Raw genomic sequence first — 20,954 nt, 5'->3', positions numbered from 1 at the left:
CTCCTCTGAAAATAAACTTGATCTTGAGGTAGGGTTATCAGTCAGGAGCGATCGCAGCTTAACCAGCTCCTTTGAGTTTAGGCTCCAGAGAGACTTGGTAGCCAAGTTTTTCAATGCGATGGCGTAAGCGATTGAGCATTTTGTCAGTACGATGCTGGTCTAGATAATTTTCCCCTAATTCTCTGTAAGGCTCCTGTTTCGATAAAATATGGTAAGCCGCCGTTAAAATCTTATGGGCAACAGCAATAATGGCTTTTTTTTGACCTCGGCGTCGAACCAAACGTTGATACACTGCTTTGAGATAGGTACCTTTATACCTCACGGCAGCGTGAGCTGCTTGAATTAAACCACTGCGTAACCAACGGTTGCCCTGACCAGTTCGACCAGAGTAACGCAGAAGGCGCACTTTCGTGATTACCAGGACAGAGTTTAGCCCACGAGCGCTAAGTGAGCTTCGCTTTTGAATCGACTCATGTCCATACCAATTTCCGCCAGCAACAACTCTGCGGTTTGACGTCCCACCCCAGGAATGGTATCCAATAAAACAACAGCCTGTTCCCAGCTCTGGGATAAATTTTCTAGTTGAGATAAGTTTTGTTCGGTTGACTCAGTTGAGAGCAGTGCATTTGTTACTTCCAGTTGTCCCGAGGTGGTCTGTGCGCGGATCTGTTCGCTAATTTGAGCATCAAAAACAGCCATTTGCTCTTCCAGGAAATCGAGATGAGTTAAGTGATTGGAAATTAAAAAGCGATGGTGTGAGCGCAGTTGACCGAAAAGAGCTTGTTTCAATTCCTGGAGTTTCCGACGCAAACGTCCCTTAGCTAATTCAGCCAAAGTCTGGGTATCTGTCTCCCCTTGAGCGATCGCCTTGAGCATTTTCCGAGCAGAGACACCCGTTACATCGGTGACTACGGAAGCAAGTTTCAGGTTGGCCCACTCCAGCACCTTCTGAAGACGGTTAATTACCGTTGCTCTCTCTCGGACCAGGTTAGTACGTTGGCGAGTTAAATCTCTTAAGTCTCGTTGAGGTAGGGGCGGGATCAAGCTGCCTCTTAATAAGCCGTGACGTAATAAATCGGCAATCCATTCAGCATCTTTAACATCAGTTTTACGCCCAGGCACATTTTTAATGTGTTGGGCATTGACCACCAAAACGGTGAAGTTGGCTATCTTTGAGATTGTATACTGGCTTCCAATATTCTCCAGTGCTTTCCATCGCCACATGAGTAATTCCATGAGCCAAAAGCCAGTCGGAAAGTGACAACAACTCTTGGGTCATGGTACCAAAGCTACTTGTTTGACGCACTGGTTCACTTCCTGGGTCGGCGGTGAGATAGCAAGCGACTACAGACTTCTTGTGAACATCTAAACCCGCACCATGATTGTAGTTAACTTCCATTTTGGAGTTCCTCATATCTAAAATGGCAGCTAATCAGATGCCCTTAATTAGAGATTCTCCTCTACGTGTTTCCTAAACTGAAGCTAGGTATCGGCATCCCGATCCGTCTGACTTTCAGGCTCCTAGCACTAATATCGATTCGACCTCTAGATCAACTAGATCAACTGCCTGGAAGGAAGTGTACCAGATTTTCATTTCTTTGTTGTGCGCGATCGCGCATGGTGTCTGTCTTGTAAATCCCCCCAGTCAATCAGTAGGAGCAAGAGAAACTGGGGAAGGAAGAGAAACTTCGTAACCCAGATTTTGTAGACGTTTGACTAAGCGTTTAGCGTTTTTCTCGGGACGTTGTTTATCAAAATAATCAGCTCCCAAATCTTGATAAGATTCTCGACGCTGAATAATGTGATAGGCAATAATCAAAATCGAATGAGCCACGGCAACTAATGCACGCTTTAGTAATTGATAGACTATGCCTTACCCATAAGTCTAAAAATTCTGGTTCTCAGACGAATGCAGCAACTTCCAACTAGAGGCAATATCATGTAATCGTTGTAGCCCTCTCCAAAGGGTTTTAACTCCAGGAAAACCATCGTGTCGGCGAGCCAAAAATCCTCCAAGCCGAGCAATCCAGGTCACAGCTTGTTCCATTGAAGGAGGTTCTTGAGCCACAGGAAATCCGTGACAGTGACAATAAAGAGATTGCCATTCGTACTTCTCCAGAACTGTGTCATAAGGAAGAAGAGGATTTTCTCTAGCTTGATAAGTCAACCACAGCAATCGCCAAGCAACAATGCTATAAGTAGCTAGAGCCTTTTTAATTCGATTGCTTCTTTGACAAATTTCCGCTCATGATTAACTCTGCGATTGTGTTTGGCTCTAATGAGCAACTCTGAATTATTGGTGATCGGTAAAATTAAAATCACTCGTATCTTGTATTGCTAAAATGATTTATTGCTTTAAAGCTCTTTCTGCTGTTTGTTTCTGATGTGCTTCGATTATCTCTTCGGCCTCTATGCGCTCGGATTTCCAGAAGTTATAGGTGGCTTTTGTATTCGACCAATCTCCACTTGCTTGGGGAATACTAGCATGAGGTTGTTGAGCTAAATTTTCTACGATTTTAATTAATCTTTGATTTAATCTTTTGTCTGGTAACGCAGCATATTTCAGTTATTCGGTTGCCCACGACCGCATTTGTTCTCCTCTCGTACATCATGCAAGCTAGAATACCTCTTTCTGCTTACGTTTCAGCATTTATGGGTAAAGCATAGAATTAGAAGTCCTATATATTATTTATATTAGACGGTTATATATATTAGTGGGGAAAAGGAAGATAAGTCCGACCTTTTCCCAAGATGTTACGTTAGATAGGAGATAAATATTTTATAGAACGGGCAATTTTTCATTTTTGATAAATGAATGGTTGGCAATCGCTCGTTGGTGCGGATTTACCATCCAGAGATAGTAAAGTGTGTTGTCTCAGTTTTGTCTGCAGAAACCTCCGTTGGTAATGCTTCGTTGACGCGAAATTCAGCACAGAAGGTTGCGGTATTGAATCCACCAAATCTTTTTACCGTACTGCTACGCAAACGTAAATCAGGATTGACAAACCAAAAACGCTCGGTGATGCTCATAGTTTCATATTCGGTAGTTAAAACTAGTGCATCTTCTGAGTCCATTTCGTATTCTCCAGCTACAGGAACGATTTCGGCATAACCTCTTTCCCTTAACAGCTTGCCTTTCCTAGAATTATCTCCCTCGGGAATTAGAGCAAACACTGTAGTTCCTTCATGATTTTCGTTTTCTTTGTCCCACGCCATCGAACCATCCCAGCTTACAAATGCACCACCGATCGCGGTTCTAGGATCGAAGTCATGCATTTGACAAATTTCGATAATTTTAGGATTTTCGGCGTTTAAAAATTCTACCTGAATGTCCGAGTCTCCACTTTCAGCTCTTCTAAAAGGTAAATGATGAGTGGTTCTCTGCGATCGCCATTTTCCAGCACTTTGCTGAAAAAATTCTTTAGCATCTTTGATTGGTTTCATTTACTTATAAGTTGGTGTTATTGGTTCTATTATTAATATATCGATAATTTTGACTATATCTAGAGATGTAGGCTGTCTGTTACTCTATTTTACTAATTTTTCCGCATCAAACTACACCGAAGCCAGCCTTTTTTAGTAAAAATTTTGTAAATTTTTACTACTTAGATTAATTATTGCTTGACAACATAGACAGAATATTATCTCAGTGCTAAATTAATTAAAAATAGAATCGAGGTAATCTCAGTTTGAAATTTAAAAGGAGTAAACCAAATGGATGAATCGGGAAAACTAAGTCTAGAACAACAGTTCAAATTGAAAGTTCTTCAAGAACAGGTACAGGAATTAACCAAAGAACAAGCGCAGGAATATCTACTGGAAATGTTTCGTCAAATGATGGTCAAAGATAACCTAGTCAAAAATCTAATTAGAAATGCCTAAACTGGCGGTCGCCGTTACCATAGTTAATGAACAATATGTATGTGATGTAAATTAGACGGTCGCATTGCTTGAGATCGGACCACTTGTCTAAACGATCGAGCAGCTTTTTTCTTGGGAACGCCAGCCAATTGCCTAGCTATCTAAGTCGCGCACATACATATATATTATTTTCGTCAGTAGCAAATAATTTAAGTATGTGCTGTTTTGTTAAAGATTAGTTGAGTTTCTCCTAGGCATGTATTTAGATAAGATTTTTACCTTTTACAATAAATGGAGTAATAAGTACATGTACTAGGGAAAAAATGCTCATGGAAACTGGCAAGTATAGTCAGGCAGCGTTGTTATCAACGCGCGAATTAGAAATTGTAGAATTGGTCGTCGCTGGTTTGAGCAATCAGAAAATCGCTGCCCAGCTAGACATTAGCAAAAGAACTGTTGACAATCACATCAGCAATATTTTAAAAAAAACCAACACCGACAACCGTGTGGCATTAGTTCGTTGGGCTTTGCAGTGGGGTAAAGTATGTATCGACGATGTTAACTGTTGTTCTTTGCCAGAAGTCAGCGATCCCCAGGATTACAATGAAATGTTGTTGTAAACTTGCCGATCGGCTGTTGAAATTCGCTCTGGTGGGAATGGCGATCGCCCTAACTAACTGTAACGAATCTGGTTATATTACACCACCTACTCAAATCTTAGGTACCAGCCTAAATACCAACGCCTCAGAGAATCATCCTCATTTCTCTTATAATGGTCGTTATTTGGTGTTTACCAGCGATCGCGATCGTCAACGTCGAGTATTATTATACGATCTTCAGCGTCGTCGCTTACTGTCTCTAGCGGGATTAAATCAGCCAGAAAGTATGCAGTCTCAAGCCGACATTAGTGCAGATGGTCGCTATATCGTTTACGTATCAGAACAGTTAGGAAAACCAGATGTGTTTGTTTACGACCGCCTCGCTCTAAATACCAAAAATATTACTAAAAATTTTGTCGGTGAAGTTCGCAACCCTACTATTAGCGGCAACGGTCGCTTTGTGGCTTTTGAAGGAGAGCGTTCGGGACAGTGGGACATTCAGATTTACGATCGTGGTTTGAGTCAAGATTTATCTTTACCTTCCGAGGTTCCTACTTCCAATGGCAATTCTTCAGAACCATAGAAGTCAAACTTGGGATTGAAAACTTTAGCGATCGCCTTTTTCTCACGGCTAGATTGAAAATCGCTCTATGTAATCGGCGAATCTACAATTGGTATCTTTTCCAAAACTTTAGGGTTTGCCAGCAGACAAACCCTAAGTTAATAGTAATAAAAGTAAATATATAATTTTTATAGTTTTAGTAATATAAGCCGGTAAGTTTGCTCGACCCAAATAATTTAGGAGACCGTAGATTACAAATAAAAGTTGAGCAGGTTCTAGAAATTATTAATAGATTAGACAGCCTGAAAAAACTTGGGTTCGATTGTTGCAATTAATCTTACCTTGCTCGATTATTAATCTAACAGTTAATTATCAAGTTAATTTGTGATTCAAGTATCTATTGGGTAAAATATTTATGAAGTTTGCTAGCTATAATTCGTAGAGGTAGGTATAAATAAACCAATTGGCTGAAAAGGCAAACTGGACAAGTAATCCAGGAATTTGGTGCGCCTGTTTTAGACTCTGGTGTGCCTAAATTATTCGTCGGAATTAATCTAATGAATGATAAGAAAAGATAATTTTACCTTCGATCGTGCAAACATCTCTAATCGAGCGAATAAATTTCCGATCGAGAATGAGATGGCGAACTAGGCTAAATCCTGCTTTCGAAATGGTTATCCCAAATGCCAACCATCGTTCTGAAAGGTATTGAAGAAACTCATAACTTGGGCTATTTACTCGGTAAGTTATTACCAGCAGGTAGCACAATTTTACTATCGGGAGAATTGGGCACTGGTAAAACTTCTTTAGTACAGGGAATTGGTAAAGGTCTGGGCATTCAAGAAGCAATCGTGAGTCCGACTTTTACTTTAATCAATGAATACCAAGATGGTCGCCTACCCCTCTATCATCTAGACTTATACAGATTAACCCCCAGTCAAGTTGCAGCACTTTATCCGGAAATGTATTGGGAGGGTGTCGAGGTTATTCCTGGAATTACGGCTATTGAATGGAGAGAGCGTTTGACATACGAACCAGCTAACTACCTAGATTTTAAATTGAGTTTGACTACTGCTTCGACTCGGCAAATAAACATGCAATTTATCGGAAAACAAAATTTTGACTGGGATTTTTTAGAAAATTTTACCAAAGCCGATGGAGCTTAAGAGGCGGGTCATTTTATGTTCTTAAGAGGGTAACTCGGGTTACCCTGCTACGAGACAAGAACTAAGAATTAAATTTATCTTCTGAGTTAATTCCTATTCTCATCTTTTTATGTTGCTGTGTTAATGTTGCTGTGTCTGACGACCTTTCTACAATAGCGAGAGGGGTCTAGTCGATGCCTAGTTGTTTGCCACGTTTGAACTGCATATATGCAGCAAAGAATAATCCAGCTAGAGTAATAAAAATTAAACCTAATACAATACCTAATAGTAAAGGTTCTATCACGGTTCAGTTTCTCCTTAGTAAATTGTCTTTTTATTATTTTTTAAATATATCCTACGTTGCTCACTCTCCGATCGGCAAAATAACCAGTTACTAATTTTTATCATACAGTTACACTGCACTCCGCCCACAAGAGATCGCCTAAAGTATTTATCGACGGTGACAACAGAAACGTAAGTATTACGATTTAATTAATTAAGTCTGTAAAAATTTAACTTTTTTGTAAAATAAAGTAAATATACGCATACTTTTTTTAATATAGTTGCTCTGTGGATAACCAGTTAGTCCAATCTTCCAGTTGGCTCTATCGTCTATTTGCCATATTAATAGTGTCAGTAATAGTTCTAGGTATTAGTGTTTTGGGTGTCTACTGGCAAAAAATTTCCGATCCTTACATTCAAGAAGTATTGTCCCTGCAAGGAAACGTCGAACGAGGTTACGAAATCTTTCAAATTAACTGTGCGGGATGCCACGCCATACAAACAGCCAATAGCGTCGGTCCTAGTTTAAAAAATATTTCTAAACGCAGATCGAAAATAGGTACGATCGAACAGGTAATTAGCGGTCAAACTCCTCCAATGCCTAAATTTCAACCTACTAGTCAAGAAATGGCTGACTTACTCAAGTTTTTACAGCAGCTTTAATATAAGAATTTAAAATTTGGTGTTGAAAGTTCCAATTATCGACTACGAGCGATAATTGGAACTTTCAAGCGAAGCCACTCGAGCGTTGCAGGTTCGATCGTAGCTCGAGCGATAATTTTCTAACTTTTTTCTAGATTTATATAGAATAAGCTTCAGGCAAGGTGATGCTTTAATCAGGTTATGAAAAAAAATATTCAACTACCGCAAAAAATTATGTTACTTGGTTCGGGGGAACTTGGTAAAGAATTTGTCATTGCCGCCCAGCGTTTGGGTAATTACACCATAGCAGTAGATCGCTATGAGAATGCCCCTGCAATGCAGGTAGCAGACGCAGCAAAAGTAATTTCAATGCTCGACGGTGAAGATCTCGAAAGAGTTGTCAAACAGTATCAGCCTGACTTTATCGTCCCAGAAATCGAAGCAATTAGAACCGAAAAATTAATCGAGTTCGAACGTCGGGGAATTACGGTTATTCCCACAGCTGCAGCGACTAATTACACCATGAATCGCGATCGCATCAGGGAACTAGCAGCAAAGAAGCTAGGAATTCGCACCGCTAACTATGCTTATGCTACCAGTTTAAAAGAACTGCAAGCGGTAAGTAGTCAAATTGGATTTCCCAACGTGGTCAAACCAGTAATGTCTTCTTCGGGGAAAGGACAATCCATTGTCAGTGGTGTCGATGACATAGAAACAGCTTGGAATTTTGCCATCTCTGGGGCTAGAGGAAATACGCCAAAAATAATCATCGAAGAATTTATCGATTTTGAGCTTGAAATTACCTTATTAACTATTAGACAGTGGGAGCGAGCGACTATTTTTTGTTCTCCCATCGGTCATCGTCAAGAACGGGGCGACTATCAAGAATCTTGGCAGCCGGCAAGCTTATCGCTAGAACGACTAAAGCAAGCAGAACAAATTGCAGAAAAAATTACGGATGCTTTAGGAGGCGCGGGTATTTTTGGAGTCGAGTTTTTTATTACTAAAGATGAAGTTATTTTTTCCGAACTTTCTCCCCGTCCCCACGATACTGGAATGGTAACTCTAATTTCACAAAACCTTAATGAATTCGAACTACATTTACGAGCTATCTTAGGTTTGCCAATTCCCCAGATAGAAGTTTTTTCACCTTCAGCTAGTGCGGTAATTTTGGCAAAAGAATCTGCCGATAAAGTTGTCTTTAGCAATGTTGCAGAAGCATTAACTATACCAGATACAAAAATCAGACTGTTTGGTAAGCCCAATTCTCGTCCCAATCGCCGCCTGGGAGTAGCTTTAGCTAGGGCGAATACAATCGAAGAAGCTCGCCAAAAAGCCACGGCTGTAGCTAGTAGAGTAAGTATGAACTAAAGACGAACAATTTTCGATCGGTGACAGTTTCACTTTAAAATAACTTTTACTATCTTACAATACGATCTCAAGTCCGCGCTTTACTGTTTACTGCTCCCCAGTTATCGATAGATGCCCACATTCGTCAAAATAGAAACGGGAATTGTTAATAAAGAAATTTTCGATCTCCACGTCCCCGCTCACAAAGATTATGTCCGTAAATTAATTGCTAAAGGTCACAAAGCTAAAACTGGTTATTGGAAAGAGTTTGGTGGCGGAATGTTAATTTTTGAGGCTTCATGTTTGACCGAGGCTAAAACTATTGTGGCTCGAGATCCATTAATAACCAATGGCTGTGTCGAATATGAACTGCACGAATGGTGTATTGTTGTCGAATAAGATCGCTACCGCTTTGAGGCTACAAGGACTGCTTCCCCTGGAGTCGCTAATTTTTCTTGGCAAAAACTGTAAAAAAAGTTATCATGATAAATCGTGAGTTTTTGAAATAGTCATGAATGCTGAAGCGATAATTCGCTCGATCGAATCGGAACACTTGAAGCCCAAACTGCCCACAGTTCACGTTGGCGACAGCGTAGAAGTAGGAGTTAGAATTACCGAAGGAAACAAAGAGCGAGTTCAACCCTATCGAGGTACCGTAATTGCCATGCGTAATGGTGGTATCAACGAAACGATTACAGTGCGCCGCATTTTTCAGGGAGTAGGAGTAGAAAGAGTATTTCTAGTTCACTCGCCAATAGTAGCTTACATTAAAGTAGAGCGTCGAGGTAAAGTACGCCGCGCTAAGCTATATTATTTACGCGATCGCGTCGGTAAAGCAACTCGAATTAAACAGCGTTTCGATCGCCCAATCGATAAAGATCCTACAGCTAAAACTAAAACCAGATCTAAAAAATCTCGAAAAAGCAAAGAGAAAGTTTAGTCAACTACGAAAAATTACTTTGGTACAGTATAATAATTAGGTCTAGCTGAACGAATAGTCAGTTTAGATCGCAAATAACTAGTGCGTCCTTAGTTCAGTTGGTAGAACGTCGGTCTCCAAAACCGGATGTCGAGGGTTCAAGTCCTTCAGGGCGCGTCTTAGCAAAAATTATTATACCAGGATGAACGACAAGGCTTTAATAGCAATTTTAGCTTTTAAAGAATAGAGATATATATTGAGTTTACTCAAAACTGTATTAATAACTGAGATATTTTAAAATGAAATAGTTAGTAGCTTAAATTTTTAAACACAACGTCAAGTCAAAATTTTAATTATTGTTTATCCAGTAATAGATAAGTAATAGCAGACAAATACTCGCTTTTCTAGCTCGAGCTTCCTTGTACTCTAAATCGTGAGGTAACAACTTTGGCAAAAAAAAATACCGCAAGCTCAAAAACAACAGAAACGAAAGAAGCTAGCAGTGGCACTAATATCGCTCAGTTTGCAGTTGAAACCAAGCAAGAGCTTGATAAAGTAGTTTGGCCTTCTCGCCAACAGCTCGTTGGTGAATCTGCGGCTGTGATTTTAATGGTGATTTTAGTATCTACTTTAATTTACTTAATCAATAACTTTTTCGCTTGGGGGGCAGGAAAAATATTCTGATGAGTATGGCTACAGATAGACCAGAAGACGACGAACAGCAAGTAAACAAGACACAAGCTGCTAGGTGGTATGCGGTACAGGTTGCTTCTGGCTGTGAAAAAAAAGTTAAAACTGACTTAGAACAGCGTATAGAGACTTTAGAAGTAGCAGACAGAATAATTCAGGTTCAGATACCTCAAACGCCTACCGTTAAAATTCGCAAAGATGGTAGCCGTTATAGTAGCGAGGAAAAAGTCTTCCCTGGATACGTTTTGATTCGCATGATCCTAGACGATGAAGCTTGGCAGACAGTTAAAAATACTCCCAATGTCATTAACTTCGTCGGTGCAGAACAAAAACGCCGCTACGGAAGAGGTAGAGGTCATGTCAAGCCTTTACCCCTATCTCGTGCCGAAGTAGAGCGAATCTTCAAACAAGCCGAAGAACGAGAAGAAGTAGTCAAGATCGATATGGCAATTGGTGATAAAATTGCCGTTCTTTCTGGTCCATTTAAAGATTTTGAAGGGGAAGTAATTGAAGTAAGTCCCGAACGAAACAAACTTAAAGCCTTGTTATCTATTTTTGGGCGCGATACCCCTGTAGAATTGGAGTTCAATCAAATCGAAAAACAAAATTAGTTGAATTATGCCAAAAAAAGTCGTAGCGTTAATTAAATTGGCTTTACCTGCTGGTAAAGCTAACCCGGCACCACCGGTAGGACCTGCATTAGGTCAGCACGGGGTTAATATCATGGCGTTTTGCAAAGAATACAACGCCAAAACCTCCGAAAAAGCAGGATTGGTAATTCCCGTCGAAATTTCGGTATTTGAAGACCGTAGTTTCACCTTTATTCTCAAAACTCCTCCTGCCTCTGTCTTAATCAAGAAAGCAGCGGGAATTGACAAGGGTGCTAGCGAACCCAACAGACAAAAACTTGCTACCATAACCCAAGATCAGCTTAAAGAAATTGCCGAAACCAAGCTACCCGATCTCAACGCCAACGACATCGAAGCGGCGATGAAAATCGTTGCAGGTACCGCCAAAAATATGGGAGTAGCGATCGCCGATTAAATTGGTACAGTATAAACTTTATTTAATTTAAAAGATTTTATTTGGGGAGAGATACTAGCCTCGTTATACACCCAAGGAGAGCAAATATCATGGCAAAAAAAATGTCCCGTCGGATGCGAGAAGCATGGGAAAAAGTAGATGCAGATCGAGCATACCCGCCTTTAGAAGCTTTAAATCTACTCAAAGAAACTGCAACGGCAAAATTTGACGAAACTGCCGAAGTCCACATTAGATTGGGGATCGACCCCAAGTATACCGATCAACAACTTAGAACTACAGTCGCCCTTCCTAAAGGTACGGGTCAAACCGTGCGAGTTGCAGTAGTGGCTCGTGGGGAACAAGTTAGGGAAGCCGAGGAAGCAGGAGCCGAAATTTTTGGTTCCGAAGAACTGATCGAAGAAATTCAAAAGGGCATGATGGATTTCGATATTTTAATTGCCACTCCCGACATGATGCCCAAAGTAGCTAAATTGGGTCGTATTTTAGGACCTAAAGGTCTGATGCCATCTCCCAAAGGTGGCACGGTTTCTAGCGATCTGACTACCGCTGTTTCAGATTTCAAAAGCGGTAAACAAGAATTTAGAGCTGACCGGACGGGCATCGTTCATGTTATGTTTGGAAAGGCATCTTTTTCTGCCAAAGACTTGCTGGTCAATCTCAAAGCCTTGCAAGAAACTATCGATCGCAATCGTCCCTCGGGAGCCAAAGGTCGTTACTGGCGGAGCGTCTACGTTTCGGCTTCAATGGGTCCTTCTATTCAGGTAGACATTAGTGCTTTGCGTGACTATAGTTTTGTAGAAGAAGCAGCATAATTGGCGCCTACAGTAAGCTCGATCCGAGCATTATTTAAACTAAATCGATAAAAAATCCCATAACTTAAAAACTCAAATTTAAGAAGACCGATACCGAAGACAGCAGGCGCGATAAAAGCTTAATATCCTGCCGAGGTAAATGTCTATCAGTTTAGCTCAGTTGCCGTGTCACTCTGGCAACAATGGCAAAACTATAGATATGACCCTTGGCTAACTCAGCCAAGGGTCTTGTTATGGTCGGCAATTTTACATAAAAGGAGGTGAAAATTGGGAAGAACCAGGGAAAATAAAGCAGAAATTGTCTCCGAGCTCAAAGAAGCTCTAAGCGAGGCGCAATTAGCTTTAGTAATTGACTATCAGGGATTATCAGTTGCCGATATTACCAATCTACGCTCGCGCTTGCGAGAAGCAGATGGAGTATGTAAGGTAACTAAAAACACTCTGATGCGGCTAGCAGTGGAAGACGATCAAAACTGGCAGCCCATGACCCAGTTTCTTCAGGGTTCTTCTGCTTTCTTGCTAGTCAAAGACGATATTGGTGGTGTAGTTAGAGCCTATCAGGGCTTTAAAAAAGACACCAAAAAGACCGAGTTTCGCGGCGGCGTGATGCAAGGTCAGGCACTCAACGAAGATCAAGTAAAGGCGATCGCCGACTTGCCTTCTAAAGAAGAACTGATAGCCCAAGTCGCAGGCGCGATTAATTCTATTGCTAGTAAACTGGCAATAGGAGTCAACGAAGTGCCATCATCCGTCGCTCGCGGTATCAACGAAGTACCTAATTCTCTGGGTCGCGTCGTTGCGGCGATCGCCGCAAAAGAGGAAGGGAGTGAGTCCTAACTGCTTTCCGCTCGAATTTAATCGTACACTAACTTAAATTAAACATAACCAGGAGTAAAATCTATGTCTGCTGCAACCGATGAAATTCTTGAAAAGCTAAAATCTTTGACTCTACTCGAAGCCTCTGAGTTAGTCAAACAAATTGAAGATACCTTTGGCGTAAGTGCTGCTGCTTCTGCCGCACCCATGATGATGCCCGGCATGATGCCTGGTGCTCCTGGTGGTGCTGAAGCCGAACCAGAAGAAGAGAAAACCGAATTTGACGTAGTTCTCGAAGAAGTACCTAAAGACAAGAAAATTGCCATTCTTAAAGTGGTGCGTTCGATCACTGGTTTGGGTCTAAAAGAAGCTAAAGAAATGGTAGAGTCAACACCCAAACCGATTAAAGAAGGCGTTCCCAAAGAGGATGCTGAAAACACTCAAAAACAATTAGAAGAAGCTGGTGCCAAAGCTAGCGTGAAGTAGTAGTTAAGTTGCCGAGCGCAATTTAATTCAAAAAAAACAGACTTAAGAATAGTCTGTTTTTTTTATATAAACTTGAAACTTGACTAATAAAAGTCAGAGTAGTTTCACTTATTAGGTCGACAAAAACTAAGAACGAAATTTAGTAATTCACGCCACTGTTTTTGTCCGGCTGCAACCGATCGCCGGTGGAGTGCGAGCAGATTTTCACGCTCGCTACATTGGAAAATTCCTCGATCGTAGCGATTGACAATCTCTCCATCTAATTGGATTAATGTCTGGGCGTAAACTCGATCGACAATTTCTGTAGGAGATGAATCGCGCTGTAAGCAGCGCTCGCGTCGCTCTAAGTTAAGTCTAGCTCGGTTTAACCGATGTAAAGTATCTAGAAAACGGCGATCGCGTAAGAGACGATTGGTTTGAGCGACAGATGTCGGCGATGGCAGTCTAGTAGGGATGTTTTCCCAATCTCGAGTATTTTTGTCTGCTAGTGCGGTCAAGTTATGGGTGAGATCGTGGACTGTAGCACGATTGTAGAGTTGTAAACTAGGATCGATTAGTAACAATGCGTGAGTTAACTCTAACTGACGACGAAGTTGTAAAAAGCGATCGCGCAATGATAGATGAACTGCCGAATTTTCTAAAGCAGAGCGAGAAATTCTGTATATTGCTTGGTAGGCTTCCCAAGGTATAAATACCTCATCGGTAATCTCTTCAACGATCTCAGTACTAATTTCTATTGCTGCCAGATTAGCCAGGAAGCCTGAGTTCTCAATCATTTTTTGGAGTAGTTGAGGTTGATTATTGCCATTCTTCAGAACTTTCTTCAGGGCGATCGCGATTGGCTTCTGAAGTAGAGTCGTCGTCTAGCCAATCTCCCCAGTCTTCATCCTCTGATGACAATGGTTCTGTTACTTCATTTAGATCGTCTGTATCTAGATCGGTTAGAGACATTAAGTCATCTACCACCGATTCGTCTGGGTCAAACTCAGACTCAGAAGGGATCGATTGTGCTGCTGTATCTATTGAAGCGTTATCGCTTGAGGTGATAGTTGATTCTTCTGGTTCTGATGGATAACTATTTTTATTTGGAGAAATAGATTTAATTGGGAGCTGTTTTCTAACCAATTGAAACGATTGGGGTTGAAAAGCTGCCAGAGAACGGAGCATTTTCTGCACTGTTTCTAAATTCTCGCCAATGGTGTCTGTGGCGCGTTTTACTTCTCGAAAATGAACTCGCTCGATTTCTGGATGGCGATTGCTTAACATCCGTTCTCCAACCACATTATTAATTTCACCTGCTACCAAATTTATCTCAGTTCGCAAACTATTATCTATTGGAACTGTCTGGTCATTAGTATCGGGAGAGGCAATCCAGGTAGTTATAGTCAGTTCGGGAGCTTTGCTCATTGCCAGTAATAATGCTTCTGAAAGTTTACCAGCTCTTACGGCACCTTTGAAATCTTCGCTTGACATATCTTGGGATAAACAATTATCGGTGAACGGATATCGTCTTATTCTGCGGACTGAGACTGGGATTGAGAGTCTTGCCACGATCACAGTTGGGATGTTTCAGAGGAAATTGGGTTGAAAGTATCGTTAAAGATAGCAAACATTGCCTGTAAAGTTTCGAGATTGCTGATTAAAATCTCTCTTCCTCGACCTACCTGTTCTAAATGTAGTTTTTGTAGTTCGCTGTAGGCAGGATTATTTATAAACTCAGTTCCCACTTCGTTTTCTACTTCTCCATTGACGATATCGATCCGCGTGCGCCAACGATAACCAGGCTGAGATTCAGACAGGGAACTTTGGCGATCGCTGCTTGCCACCCAGGTAGTTACTTTTAATTCTATAGCTTCGCTCATTGCCCAAGTAAGAGCTTCAGCGATTTCGCCAGCCTTAACTTTAGCGCGAAACTGTTCGATTGCCGTCATGAAATTACCTCGTTTGCTGGTAGTTACCAGAAGTTGGTGACATTGTAGCCTAACTCTTCGAGCATTTGATGCAGTAGTGGCAAGCTCATGCCAATTACGTTACTGTGACAGCCTTCAATCTTACTAATAAACAAACCTCCTTTGCCTTCTAAAGCGAAGCTACCGGCACATTTTAAAGGTTCCCCAGTAGCTACGTAAGCGGCAATAGTGCGATCGCTAATATTGGCAAAATAAACTTTAGTAACGCCACAGCGAATTAGCTGCTTATCTTGTCGGAGATCTAAGAGAGCATGTCCCGTATATAATAAGCCTATCTTACCCCGCATCTGCTGCCAACGAGCGATCGCTATTTGTGGGGATTCTGGCTTGCCATAAATCTGACCGTCTAGGGTTAAAACTGAATCGCACCCGAGAATTAAACCGTCTTCAAATTCGGTTTTGACCGACTCTGCTTTAGATTTTGCCAGCGTTCGTACCAATTCATTAGCATCTGGTGACTTAACTTGGGATTCATCAAAGTTACTCGGACGAATAATCGGTTCGATTCCCACCATTTGCAAGAGTTTGCACCGAGCGGGAGAAGCTGAAGCTAAGATAAAATCTGGTAATTTAGTCACAGCGATCGCTTATAAATTGAGGGCAAGAGGAAAATAAAGAGAGCCAATTGTATAGCTTATCCCTGGTTCTTCCGGGATGAACGAAAAAAACAGTGGAAGAACTTTCAACAAATCGATTGACAGAAGCTACAACGTTTCTGAACTTCAATCCACTCATCACTCACTACTTATTACTCATTACTTAAAAACTATCTCATCCCGTTTTTACCACAGAAAATTTCGCTCATCCGTTCTTCCGGCTCAACTCTTGGTGATTACCGTACGGTAAATGATTTAGCAGCTACTTCAAAAGAATCTTTGACTTTATTCCAACGCTCTTGGGGAGTAGAAAGATTAAAAGTAAATAGTTTACCGCGACTGACGGCTACGCTAGCCAAATTATGTCTGGGAGAGCGATCGGGTAAATCTACTTCGTATTCTAAAATATAATAGGTTTTATCTTTACCTTGACGAGATTCGGCTCGAATAAATTCTGCCTGTCGCTCTGAGTCGGGATTGTTATTTACCAATTTGAGAAAACGGTAGCCTACATCCGTTGGACTCCCCAAATCTTCAAGACTTTTATCTTCGGGAACACTGCTGACGATAACGCTGAGGTTTTCAGTTCTTTCTACCAAGTCGCGGAATACGACATCGACTCCCTCACCTTTAGAAGAGCCTGGGATATTGACCTCGATCCAACCATTAGGATAGAGAAATTCATATCCTTTTGCCGTATTGACATAGCTTTGAAGTCCGCTAACTCCTGCCCCGCAGCTTGACAATATCAGACTGATAATGACTAATAGACTAGCAGTTAATGACCTTAACATTTGGAAAATTGTCTGTAAAATTATTTTTTGCTGTCCTATTGTCTCACGAGTAAACAAGAGATAACAAAGTTTTACTTTACATTTTCAACCACTAATCCATAAAATTGCCCCGTGCTAACCTACAGTCCAACACGGGGGAAAGCGCGTTATATGACCTTTCTCTCGCTATAGTTTAGCTGGCACTAGATGCGTACACGGCAACCGCCATAACACCACTTACAAGTAGAAACGCAAGGATGCCAAAAATTACGTAGTTGCGTTTTTCATTTTTGGTTGGTTCTTCTGCTTGGTACATTTTGGGTTCGCTGGCGAAGTTATTAAGTCTTCCCCCGTCTTCGGTTGTATATGGCATAGAATTCGATCCTTTTTTGTAAACCTTAATTAATCTTAGTCTTATTTAGTTTTTTGCACAAGAAACTTTACAAAGAGGAATGGCAATTAGAGAGTGCGGAGTGCGAAGTTATAGGAAGTTATTAGTTAGTGGTTAGTGATTCGCAGATCAAACTCAGGAGTGAGTATATACTTTCGACTTTTTTGAACTCCCCATCTCCCGATCATCTTTGCCTGACGGTTTCGGCTCTACCCAAGGGAGAGAAGCGAATTTCAATTCGTCTACGGCTGGCATCGGGCTGACGGTCTGTATTGGCGAATTCACCCGATGGTAATAACAATTGGGCGGCAGAATAGGCACGAAACTCTACTCCTGCCAAACGTCCCGTTTTTCGTTGAACTTCCCGCAATTGTTTGACTACCTCTAAAGCTCGCATCAATCCCAAATCGGCATTAGAACCAGGATTTAAACCATTTACTCCAAGTTCGCCGTTGGCAACGGCTTCTAATTGTTTATCTAAATTACTAGAACCGCTAGCATTGATTTGCCCGTCGGTATGCCCGATGATTTCTACTACATACAGATTTCTCTGTTGGCTAATTTGTTCGATGCGCTCAACTAAATCGGTAGTGATATAGTTGCTTAATTCTGGCGGTAGTCCGGCGCTACCAGAATCAAATTGATATTCTCCAGAATCTTGAATTACTACTACCGGTGGTGCCGAGGTTAATTTAGCTATTTCTGATTCTAAACTTTCTATAGTTGCTTCGCGGTTTTCAATTATCGCTTCTCGCTCTTCAATCCGGCTGTTGCTTCTATTTAATAAAACTCTCAGCCGCGATGACCCTTGTTGTAATTGCCTAATCTTGTCGGTACTTTCCCCTAATTCATTTTCTAAAGCGGCAATTTCTCTCTGCAATAATCTTACTCTTCTTTCAGTGTCGCTGAGGTTGAGTTCGGTTTCATCTGCCGTATATTTGAGAAATAAAGACTTGAATAGGGCAAGTAATAAAAATAGGCTAATAATCAAAAAGGCATTAGCCATTAAGTCCGTAAAAGATTGCCAAACATTAAGATTTTCTAGTGAATCGTAATTACGTAGCGATCGCTTTTTCATAATCGATAAATGGTAAGGTTGATTCTAATTCTGAGGTGAGTTATTCCCAAAGGATCGACTCGATTTACTCTGCCGATTTCCTTATTTAGAAGTTTGTATTTGACTATATATCCTGCTCCTTCAAATGCAGCCATAATGTTATCCAAGACGCGAGCGTGTTTTTTATGCAGCATTCCCGAAACATTTTCTGCCAGAAAAAACCAAGGTTGTTTATCCTGCAAAATACGAATATATTCGAGAAATAATTAACCCCGTTCGTCTTTTAATCCCTTCTGACTTCCTGCTTCACTATATTTAATGAAGTCAAGGCAGTTTCCGTCGTTTCACGGCAGCATAAGGTTAACTCGTCTTTTCTAGCAGGTAATGATGAATCCATCTATTCAACTCAACTGCTGCATTTTTTGAATCAATCGCGCTAGTTCATGTTTGATTTCTTTTAAACCAGAGGCATCGATCGCATTTTGTTGTTGGTTGAGATTGACTAAATCATTATATTTTTGGTTTATTTGACTTACTTGTTCGTTGAGAGCGATAAATCTCCGAGTTAGCTTTTCCATCGTATCGAAACTATGCTCGAAGGATTGAGTAGAACGCTGTAAAACTAGAGAAGATTGGGAAAATTGGTTTTGAGCGATCGCCAGGTCATTAGTTGCTACGGCTAGTTTCTCGGGGAAGCGGCTACTATCTAAAACATTAGCCGCTCGTTCGAAGCTAGCAGCACTATCTTCAATTCTCAAAAATGCTTTAGTAATTGATTCTTCAATAGTATTACCGAGTTTTGCCAGCATGAGCTCGAAATTATCGCTAAAGCGATCGATCGCTTGCTCCATGGCATTGCGAGGCTGAATTTGGGGCAAATAGATGTTATCTATATAGTCTTCAATGGTACTCAAGAGATTGGCTTTAGCTATTCTGGTGTTCCAGAGAAGATTTATTACCGCTAGCAAAGAACTACAGGCAATAGCGATTAAACTACTGACGAAAGCAACACCCATTCCTTGTAAGGGTTTATCTAATTCTTCCACTAGGCTTCTGACATTAGTAACGTCAACTTGAGTAATGGTTTGACTGAGATTGGCTAAATTGATCGTGATGCCTAAAAATGTTCCTAGCAAACCAAATGAAAGTAATAAATTGGGCAAAATACGACCAAAATTATCTACCGCTTCGTAGTTTAAGGGCAAACCCAAAAATTTAAATTTCTCTTGACTGTATGCTCCCTCAATAATTGCTACTGTATTAATTTCTCGGCGATCGCCACCAAGCTCGGCAAATCTTCGTTCCAATCTCGTAATAATTCGCGGTACTGATTCTAATTTTGTATCTCCTAGCAATCTATTAGCGGCAATTTCCGAACGATGCAGATTACTATAAAGACTAAAGCGTAAAAAAATCGCAACGATAGTCGGTATGATTACTAGTAAAAACGTCAGAAAAATTAAATAGCCAGGAAGCAATGCCAAGATGTTAAACATAGCAGACATATTTACCAGGGTGAAAGATAAATATTTTAGCAATTACTCTCGATTGTAAAAAAATCCTGCTTGCTTAAAACGGCGTAACACTTCACCCAGGCGATCGCGATCGACAATTAAACTAATTCGAACATAGCCTTCACCCGCTTCACCAAAGGCACTACCGGGAGTAACTACTACAGCAGTAGTTTTAAAGATCTCCAGAGCAAAATCAGTAGAACTCATCGCTGCGGGAACTTTAACCCAGAGATACATAGTGGCTTCGGATGGTTCTATTTCCCAACCCAATTCTCTCAAGCCTCGGACTAGAAAATCTCGGCGTTGACTATAACGCTGCTGTACTTCTTTGATATACGTATCGGGTAACTGCAAGGCTGTTTCTGCGGCTTTTTGGATTGCCGAAAAAATTCCGTAGTCGAGATTGGTTTTTAACGTTCGTAAACCCTGAATGATATCGGAATTGCCCACTACAAAACCTACGCGCCAACCTGCCATACTATAAGTTTTAGAAAGGGTATGAAACTCGACACCAATATCTTTAGCACCTGGTATTTCCAATAGAGAAGTAGGCTGATAGCCATCAAAAGCCAGTTCGGCATAGCAGAGATCGTGAACTAACAAAATGTTGTAGTAATGGGCAAAAGCGACAATCTCTTCAAAAAACTCTGGGGGTGCAGTAGCAGTAGTAGGGTTGTTGGGGTAATTAAAATAGAGCATCTTGGCTTTTTCGGCAATCTCATCGGGGATAGCGTCCAAGTCAATCAGCCAATCTGTTTCTGAGCGGAGATGGAGCGAATAAATTTCGCCTCCTGCGATCGAAGGTCCTCGAAAATGAGCGGGATAGGCAGGAGTAGGAACTAGAACCAGATCCCCGGGATCGATGTATGCTAAGGCAAGATGAGTTAAACCTTCTTTCGAACCAATTAACGGCAAAGCCTCACATTCTGGATCGAGTTCGACTCCATAACTATGCTGATACCAATTAGTAATAGCCGCACGAAAACTAGCCGTACCTTCAAAGGGAGGATAGCCATGATTCTGAGGATTTTGTAAGGCGGCAACTGCTGCTTCAATTACGGGTTGGGGAGCGGCACCATCGGGATTTCCCATACCCAGATCGATCGGGTCGATTCCTCGTTGTCTGGCATTGGCTTTTAACTCATCTAAACGAGCAAATACATAAGGAGGTAACTTGTGAAGACGTTTGGCGCGGCTAATCCGATCTAAATTCATTATCTAGCGCAGAGCAGTTTGTATAGCATCCTATTGTTGCATCTAGAGCGGGAATTTTGTCAAGCGAGTTTACTGGAGATATTTTAAATGTATGTAATCTGGTATCGTCGAGCGCCTCTCAGGTCATTGTTTAATTAGAGCTTACTTAACATTATTAATTAGTTTCCGGCCAATTATCTTGCTTTAACCCCTAATAATTGATGGCTAAAGTCTCGTAACCTGTCTTAAGC

General features: G+C 41.1%; 30 protein-coding genes, 1 tRNA gene, 3 pseudogenes and 1 other annotated feature. Of the genes and pseudogenes, 15 read left to right on the top strand and 19 right to left on the bottom strand.

Going from position 1 to position 20,954, the window contains the following annotated elements; all coding sequences use genetic code 11:
* Nucleotides 1-58: 58 nt before the first annotated feature.
* The 7 genes and pseudogenes from ACLFKQ_RS20240 to ACLFKQ_RS20210 form a co-directional block, all read right to left on the bottom strand.
* A complete protein-coding gene (locus tag ACLFKQ_RS20240; protein ID WP_448999900.1) occupies nt 59-406 on the bottom strand; it encodes a hypothetical protein in 348 nt (115 codons plus the stop codon).
* Nucleotides 407-429: 23 nt separating this feature from the next.
* Entirely contained in the window at nt 430-699 is a 270-nt protein-coding gene (locus ACLFKQ_RS20235) for a transposase (protein ID WP_449001564.1), read from the bottom strand.
* Nucleotides 700-996: 297 nt separating this feature from the next.
* Nucleotides 997-1,399, bottom strand: a pseudogene (locus tag ACLFKQ_RS20230) (IS110 family transposase); the annotation flags it as partial.
* Between the two features lie 246 nt (nt 1,400-1,645).
* Nucleotides 1,646-1,834 (bottom strand): hypothetical protein, encoded by a 189-nt coding sequence (locus ACLFKQ_RS20225; RefSeq protein ID WP_449001544.1) that lies wholly within the window; start codon nt 1,832-1,834, stop codon nt 1,646-1,648.
* A 51-nt stretch (nt 1,835-1,885) separates the two neighbouring features.
* Nucleotides 1,886-2,215 (bottom strand): annotated as a pseudogene (locus ACLFKQ_RS20220) (IS4 family transposase); the annotation flags it as partial.
* Between the two features lie 132 nt (nt 2,216-2,347).
* Entirely contained in the window at nt 2,348-2,566 is a 219-nt protein-coding gene (locus ACLFKQ_RS20215) for an IS4/Tn5 family transposase DNA-binding protein (protein ID WP_449001563.1), read from the bottom strand.
* 278 nt (nt 2,567-2,844) lie between these two features.
* Complete coding sequence (locus ACLFKQ_RS20210) at nt 2,845-3,444, bottom strand: phycobiliprotein lyase (RefSeq protein ID WP_449001543.1); 600 nt, start codon at nt 3,442-3,444, stop codon at nt 2,845-2,847.
* 270 nt (nt 3,445-3,714) lie between these two features.
* Here ACLFKQ_RS20210 and ACLFKQ_RS20205 point away from each other — a divergent pair, with 270 nt between their 5' ends.
* From ACLFKQ_RS20205 to tsaE, 4 genes are all read left to right on the top strand, one after another.
* Nucleotides 3,715-3,882, top strand: coding sequence for an NblA/ycf18 family protein (locus ACLFKQ_RS20205; protein WP_449001542.1), 168 nt, complete (start codon nt 3,715-3,717; stop codon nt 3,880-3,882).
* Between the two features lie 308 nt (nt 3,883-4,190).
* Nucleotides 4,191-4,481: a photosynthetic electron transport-dependent transcriptional regulator PedR gene (gene pedR, locus ACLFKQ_RS20200; protein WP_449001562.1), complete on the top strand. Its 291-nt coding sequence runs from the start codon at nt 4,191-4,193 to the stop codon at nt 4,479-4,481.
* Nucleotides 4,465-5,043: a TolB family protein gene (locus ACLFKQ_RS20195; protein WP_449001541.1), complete on the top strand. Its 579-nt coding sequence runs from the start codon at nt 4,465-4,467 to the stop codon at nt 5,041-5,043. The genes pedR and ACLFKQ_RS20195 overlap by 17 nt, the downstream gene beginning before the upstream one ends.
* A gap of 662 nt (nt 5,044-5,705) precedes the next feature.
* On the top strand, nt 5,706-6,188 hold the full coding sequence (gene tsaE / locus ACLFKQ_RS20190) for a tRNA (adenosine(37)-N6)-threonylcarbamoyltransferase complex ATPase subunit type 1 TsaE (RefSeq protein ID WP_449001540.1): 483 nt from the start codon (nt 5,706-5,708) through the stop codon (nt 6,186-6,188).
* A 166-nt stretch (nt 6,189-6,354) separates the two neighbouring features.
* Here tsaE and petG read toward each other — a convergent pair whose 3' ends face one another.
* Nucleotides 6,355-6,471 carry a cytochrome b6-f complex subunit V gene (gene petG / locus ACLFKQ_RS20185; RefSeq protein ID WP_449001539.1) on the bottom strand — a complete coding sequence of 39 codons (117 nt, stop codon included), beginning with the start codon at nt 6,469-6,471 and terminating at the stop codon, nt 6,355-6,357.
* A 326-nt stretch (nt 6,472-6,797) separates the two neighbouring features.
* Here petG and ACLFKQ_RS20180 point away from each other — a divergent pair, with 326 nt between their 5' ends.
* The 11 genes from ACLFKQ_RS20180 to rplL all read left to right on the top strand — a co-directional run bounded on the left by ACLFKQ_RS20180 (nt 6,798) and on the right by rplL (nt 13,208).
* Nucleotides 6,798-7,112: a c-type cytochrome gene (locus tag ACLFKQ_RS20180; RefSeq protein WP_449001538.1), complete on the top strand. Its 315-nt coding sequence runs from the start codon at nt 6,798-6,800 to the stop codon at nt 7,110-7,112.
* A 180-nt stretch (nt 7,113-7,292) separates the two neighbouring features.
* Nucleotides 7,293-8,462 (top strand): formate-dependent phosphoribosylglycinamide formyltransferase, encoded by a 1,170-nt coding sequence (purT, locus tag ACLFKQ_RS20175; RefSeq protein WP_449001537.1) that lies wholly within the window; start codon nt 7,293-7,295, stop codon nt 8,460-8,462.
* Between the two features lie 111 nt (nt 8,463-8,573).
* On the top strand, nt 8,574-8,840 hold the full coding sequence (locus ACLFKQ_RS20170; protein WP_449001536.1) for a YciI family protein: 267 nt from the start codon (nt 8,574-8,576) through the stop codon (nt 8,838-8,840).
* 112 nt (nt 8,841-8,952) lie between these two features.
* Entirely contained in the window at nt 8,953-9,381 is a 429-nt protein-coding gene (gene rplS / locus ACLFKQ_RS20165; protein WP_449001535.1) for a 50S ribosomal protein L19, read from the top strand.
* An 83-nt stretch (nt 9,382-9,464) separates the two neighbouring features.
* Nucleotides 9,465-9,537, top strand: a tRNA-Trp gene (locus ACLFKQ_RS20160).
* Between the two features lie 270 nt (nt 9,538-9,807).
* A complete protein-coding gene (secE, locus tag ACLFKQ_RS20155) occupies nt 9,808-10,044 on the top strand; it encodes a preprotein translocase subunit SecE (RefSeq protein ID WP_449001534.1) in 237 nt (78 codons plus the stop codon).
* The gene (gene nusG, locus ACLFKQ_RS20150; protein WP_449001533.1) at nt 10,044-10,661 is read left to right on the top strand and encodes a transcription termination/antitermination protein NusG; all 618 of its coding nucleotides are present in this window, start codon (nt 10,044-10,046) and stop codon (nt 10,659-10,661) included. Before secE ends, nusG begins: the two co-directional genes overlap by 1 nt.
* Nucleotides 10,662-10,668: 7 nt before the next feature.
* Complete coding sequence (gene rplK, locus ACLFKQ_RS20145) at nt 10,669-11,094, top strand: 50S ribosomal protein L11 (protein WP_449001532.1); 426 nt, start codon at nt 10,669-10,671, stop codon at nt 11,092-11,094.
* Between the two features lie 89 nt (nt 11,095-11,183).
* Nucleotides 11,184-11,906, top strand: a complete 723-nt coding sequence (gene rplA, locus ACLFKQ_RS20140; RefSeq protein ID WP_449001531.1) for a 50S ribosomal protein L1 — start codon at nt 11,184-11,186, stop codon at nt 11,904-11,906.
* Between the two features lie 75 nt (nt 11,907-11,981).
* Nucleotides 11,982-12,147: a sequence feature (ribosomal protein L10 leader region), on the top strand.
* A 26-nt stretch (nt 12,148-12,173) separates the two neighbouring features.
* Nucleotides 12,174-12,743: a 50S ribosomal protein L10 gene (gene rplJ / locus ACLFKQ_RS20135; protein ID WP_449001530.1), complete on the top strand. Its 570-nt coding sequence runs from the start codon at nt 12,174-12,176 to the stop codon at nt 12,741-12,743.
* Nucleotides 12,744-12,806: 63 nt separating this feature from the next.
* Nucleotides 12,807-13,208, top strand: coding sequence for a 50S ribosomal protein L7/L12 (gene rplL, locus ACLFKQ_RS20130; protein WP_449001529.1), 402 nt, complete (start codon nt 12,807-12,809; stop codon nt 13,206-13,208).
* A 104-nt stretch (nt 13,209-13,312) separates the two neighbouring features.
* On the opposite strand, the gene ACLFKQ_RS20125 is transcribed toward rplL, so the two are convergent.
* The 11 genes and pseudogenes from ACLFKQ_RS20125 to ACLFKQ_RS20075 all read right to left on the bottom strand — a co-directional run bounded on the left by ACLFKQ_RS20125 (nt 13,313) and on the right by ACLFKQ_RS20075 (nt 20,724).
* A complete protein-coding gene (locus ACLFKQ_RS20125) occupies nt 13,313-13,984 on the bottom strand; it encodes a hypothetical protein (protein ID WP_449001528.1) in 672 nt (223 codons plus the stop codon).
* 22 nt (nt 13,985-14,006) lie between these two features.
* Nucleotides 14,007-14,681: a hypothetical protein gene (locus ACLFKQ_RS20120; RefSeq protein WP_449001527.1), complete on the bottom strand. Its 675-nt coding sequence runs from the start codon at nt 14,679-14,681 to the stop codon at nt 14,007-14,009.
* An 80-nt stretch (nt 14,682-14,761) separates the two neighbouring features.
* Nucleotides 14,762-15,139 carry a hypothetical protein gene (locus tag ACLFKQ_RS20115; protein WP_449001526.1) on the bottom strand — a complete coding sequence of 126 codons (378 nt, stop codon included), beginning with the start codon at nt 15,137-15,139 and terminating at the stop codon, nt 14,762-14,764.
* 23 nt (nt 15,140-15,162) lie between these two features.
* Complete coding sequence (locus ACLFKQ_RS20110) at nt 15,163-15,756, bottom strand: Maf family protein (protein ID WP_449001525.1); 594 nt, start codon at nt 15,754-15,756, stop codon at nt 15,163-15,165.
* Between the two features lie 254 nt (nt 15,757-16,010).
* A complete protein-coding gene (gene psbP / locus ACLFKQ_RS20105; RefSeq protein ID WP_449001524.1) occupies nt 16,011-16,568 on the bottom strand; it encodes a photosystem II reaction center PsbP in 558 nt (185 codons plus the stop codon).
* 172 nt (nt 16,569-16,740) lie between these two features.
* Nucleotides 16,741-16,920 carry a photosystem II assembly protein Psb34 gene (gene psb34 / locus ACLFKQ_RS20100; RefSeq protein ID WP_449001523.1) on the bottom strand — a complete coding sequence of 60 codons (180 nt, stop codon included), beginning with the start codon at nt 16,918-16,920 and terminating at the stop codon, nt 16,741-16,743.
* Between the two features lie 202 nt (nt 16,921-17,122).
* Nucleotides 17,123-18,016, bottom strand: a complete 894-nt coding sequence (locus tag ACLFKQ_RS20095) for a flagellar motor protein (protein WP_449001522.1) — start codon at nt 18,014-18,016, stop codon at nt 17,123-17,125.
* Nucleotides 18,013-18,123, bottom strand: coding sequence for an NgoPII family restriction endonuclease (locus ACLFKQ_RS20090; protein ID WP_449001561.1), 111 nt, complete (start codon nt 18,121-18,123; stop codon nt 18,013-18,015). The genes ACLFKQ_RS20095 and ACLFKQ_RS20090 overlap by 4 nt, the downstream gene beginning before the upstream one ends.
* Nucleotides 18,100-18,309, bottom strand: a pseudogene (locus tag ACLFKQ_RS20085) (DNA cytosine methyltransferase); the annotation flags it as partial. The gene ACLFKQ_RS20090 and the pseudogene ACLFKQ_RS20085, both read right to left, overlap by 24 nt.
* Before the next feature lie 87 nt (nt 18,310-18,396).
* On the bottom strand, nt 18,397-19,500 hold the full coding sequence (locus tag ACLFKQ_RS20080; protein ID WP_449001521.1) for a methyl-accepting chemotaxis protein: 1,104 nt from the start codon (nt 19,498-19,500) through the stop codon (nt 18,397-18,399).
* A 33-nt stretch (nt 19,501-19,533) separates the two neighbouring features.
* Nucleotides 19,534-20,724: an aspartate aminotransferase gene (locus ACLFKQ_RS20075; RefSeq protein ID WP_449001520.1), complete on the bottom strand. Its 1,191-nt coding sequence runs from the start codon at nt 20,722-20,724 to the stop codon at nt 19,534-19,536.
* Between the last annotated feature and the right edge of the window lie 230 nt (nt 20,725-20,954).

This window comes from Myxosarcina sp. GI1(2024) (assembly GCF_053543375.1).
This window is presented reverse-complemented; position numbering and strand designations above follow the sequence as displayed.

What these genes read in the sequence shown, in the direction of transcription:
- nusG (WP_449001533.1), top strand. Translation starts at nt 10,044, where the DNA reads ATGAGTATGGCTACAGATAGACCAGAAGACGACGAACAGCAAGTAAAC.
- ACLFKQ_RS20115 (WP_449001526.1), bottom strand. Translation starts at nt 15,139, where the DNA reads ATGACGGCAATCGAACAGTTTCGCGCTAAAGTTAAGGCTGGCGAAATC.
- ACLFKQ_RS20080 (WP_449001521.1), bottom strand. Translation starts at nt 19,500, where the DNA reads ATGTCTGCTATGTTTAACATCTTGGCATTGCTTCCTGGCTATTTAATT.
- ACLFKQ_RS20195 (WP_449001541.1), top strand. Translation starts at nt 4,465, where the DNA reads ATGAAATGTTGTTGTAAACTTGCCGATCGGCTGTTGAAATTCGCTCTG.
- pedR (WP_449001562.1), top strand. Translation starts at nt 4,191, where the DNA reads ATGGAAACTGGCAAGTATAGTCAGGCAGCGTTGTTATCAACGCGCGAA.
- rplL (WP_449001529.1), top strand. Translation starts at nt 12,807, where the DNA reads ATGTCTGCTGCAACCGATGAAATTCTTGAAAAGCTAAAATCTTTGACT.
- rplA (WP_449001531.1), top strand. Translation starts at nt 11,184, where the DNA reads ATGGCAAAAAAAATGTCCCGTCGGATGCGAGAAGCATGGGAAAAAGTA.
- ACLFKQ_RS20075 (WP_449001520.1), bottom strand. Translation starts at nt 20,724, where the DNA reads ATGAATTTAGATCGGATTAGCCGCGCCAAACGTCTTCACAAGTTACCT.
- psbP (WP_449001524.1), bottom strand. Translation starts at nt 16,568, where the DNA reads ATGTTAAGGTCATTAACTGCTAGTCTATTAGTCATTATCAGTCTGATA.
- purT (WP_449001537.1), top strand. Translation starts at nt 7,293, where the DNA reads ATGAAAAAAAATATTCAACTACCGCAAAAAATTATGTTACTTGGTTCG.
- rplS (WP_449001535.1), top strand. Translation starts at nt 8,953, where the DNA reads ATGAATGCTGAAGCGATAATTCGCTCGATCGAATCGGAACACTTGAAG.
- tsaE (WP_449001540.1), top strand. Translation starts at nt 5,706, where the DNA reads ATGCCAACCATCGTTCTGAAAGGTATTGAAGAAACTCATAACTTGGGC.
- ACLFKQ_RS20095 (WP_449001522.1), bottom strand. Translation starts at nt 18,016, where the DNA reads ATGAAAAAGCGATCGCTACGTAATTACGATTCACTAGAAAATCTTAAT.
- ACLFKQ_RS20235 (WP_449001564.1), bottom strand. Translation starts at nt 699, where the DNA reads ATGGCTGTTTTTGATGCTCAAATTAGCGAACAGATCCGCGCACAGACC.
- ACLFKQ_RS20210 (WP_449001543.1), bottom strand. Translation starts at nt 3,444, where the DNA reads ATGAAACCAATCAAAGATGCTAAAGAATTTTTTCAGCAAAGTGCTGGA.
- ACLFKQ_RS20125 (WP_449001528.1), bottom strand. Translation starts at nt 13,984, where the DNA reads ATGATTGAGAACTCAGGCTTCCTGGCTAATCTGGCAGCAATAGAAATT.
- ACLFKQ_RS20205 (WP_449001542.1), top strand. Translation starts at nt 3,715, where the DNA reads ATGGATGAATCGGGAAAACTAAGTCTAGAACAACAGTTCAAATTGAAA.
- psb34 (WP_449001523.1), bottom strand. Translation starts at nt 16,920, where the DNA reads ATGCCATATACAACCGAAGACGGGGGAAGACTTAATAACTTCGCCAGC.
- rplK (WP_449001532.1), top strand. Translation starts at nt 10,669, where the DNA reads ATGCCAAAAAAAGTCGTAGCGTTAATTAAATTGGCTTTACCTGCTGGT.
- ACLFKQ_RS20170 (WP_449001536.1), top strand. Translation starts at nt 8,574, where the DNA reads ATGCCCACATTCGTCAAAATAGAAACGGGAATTGTTAATAAAGAAATT.
- ACLFKQ_RS20120 (WP_449001527.1), bottom strand. Translation starts at nt 14,681, where the DNA reads ATGTCAAGCGAAGATTTCAAAGGTGCCGTAAGAGCTGGTAAACTTTCA.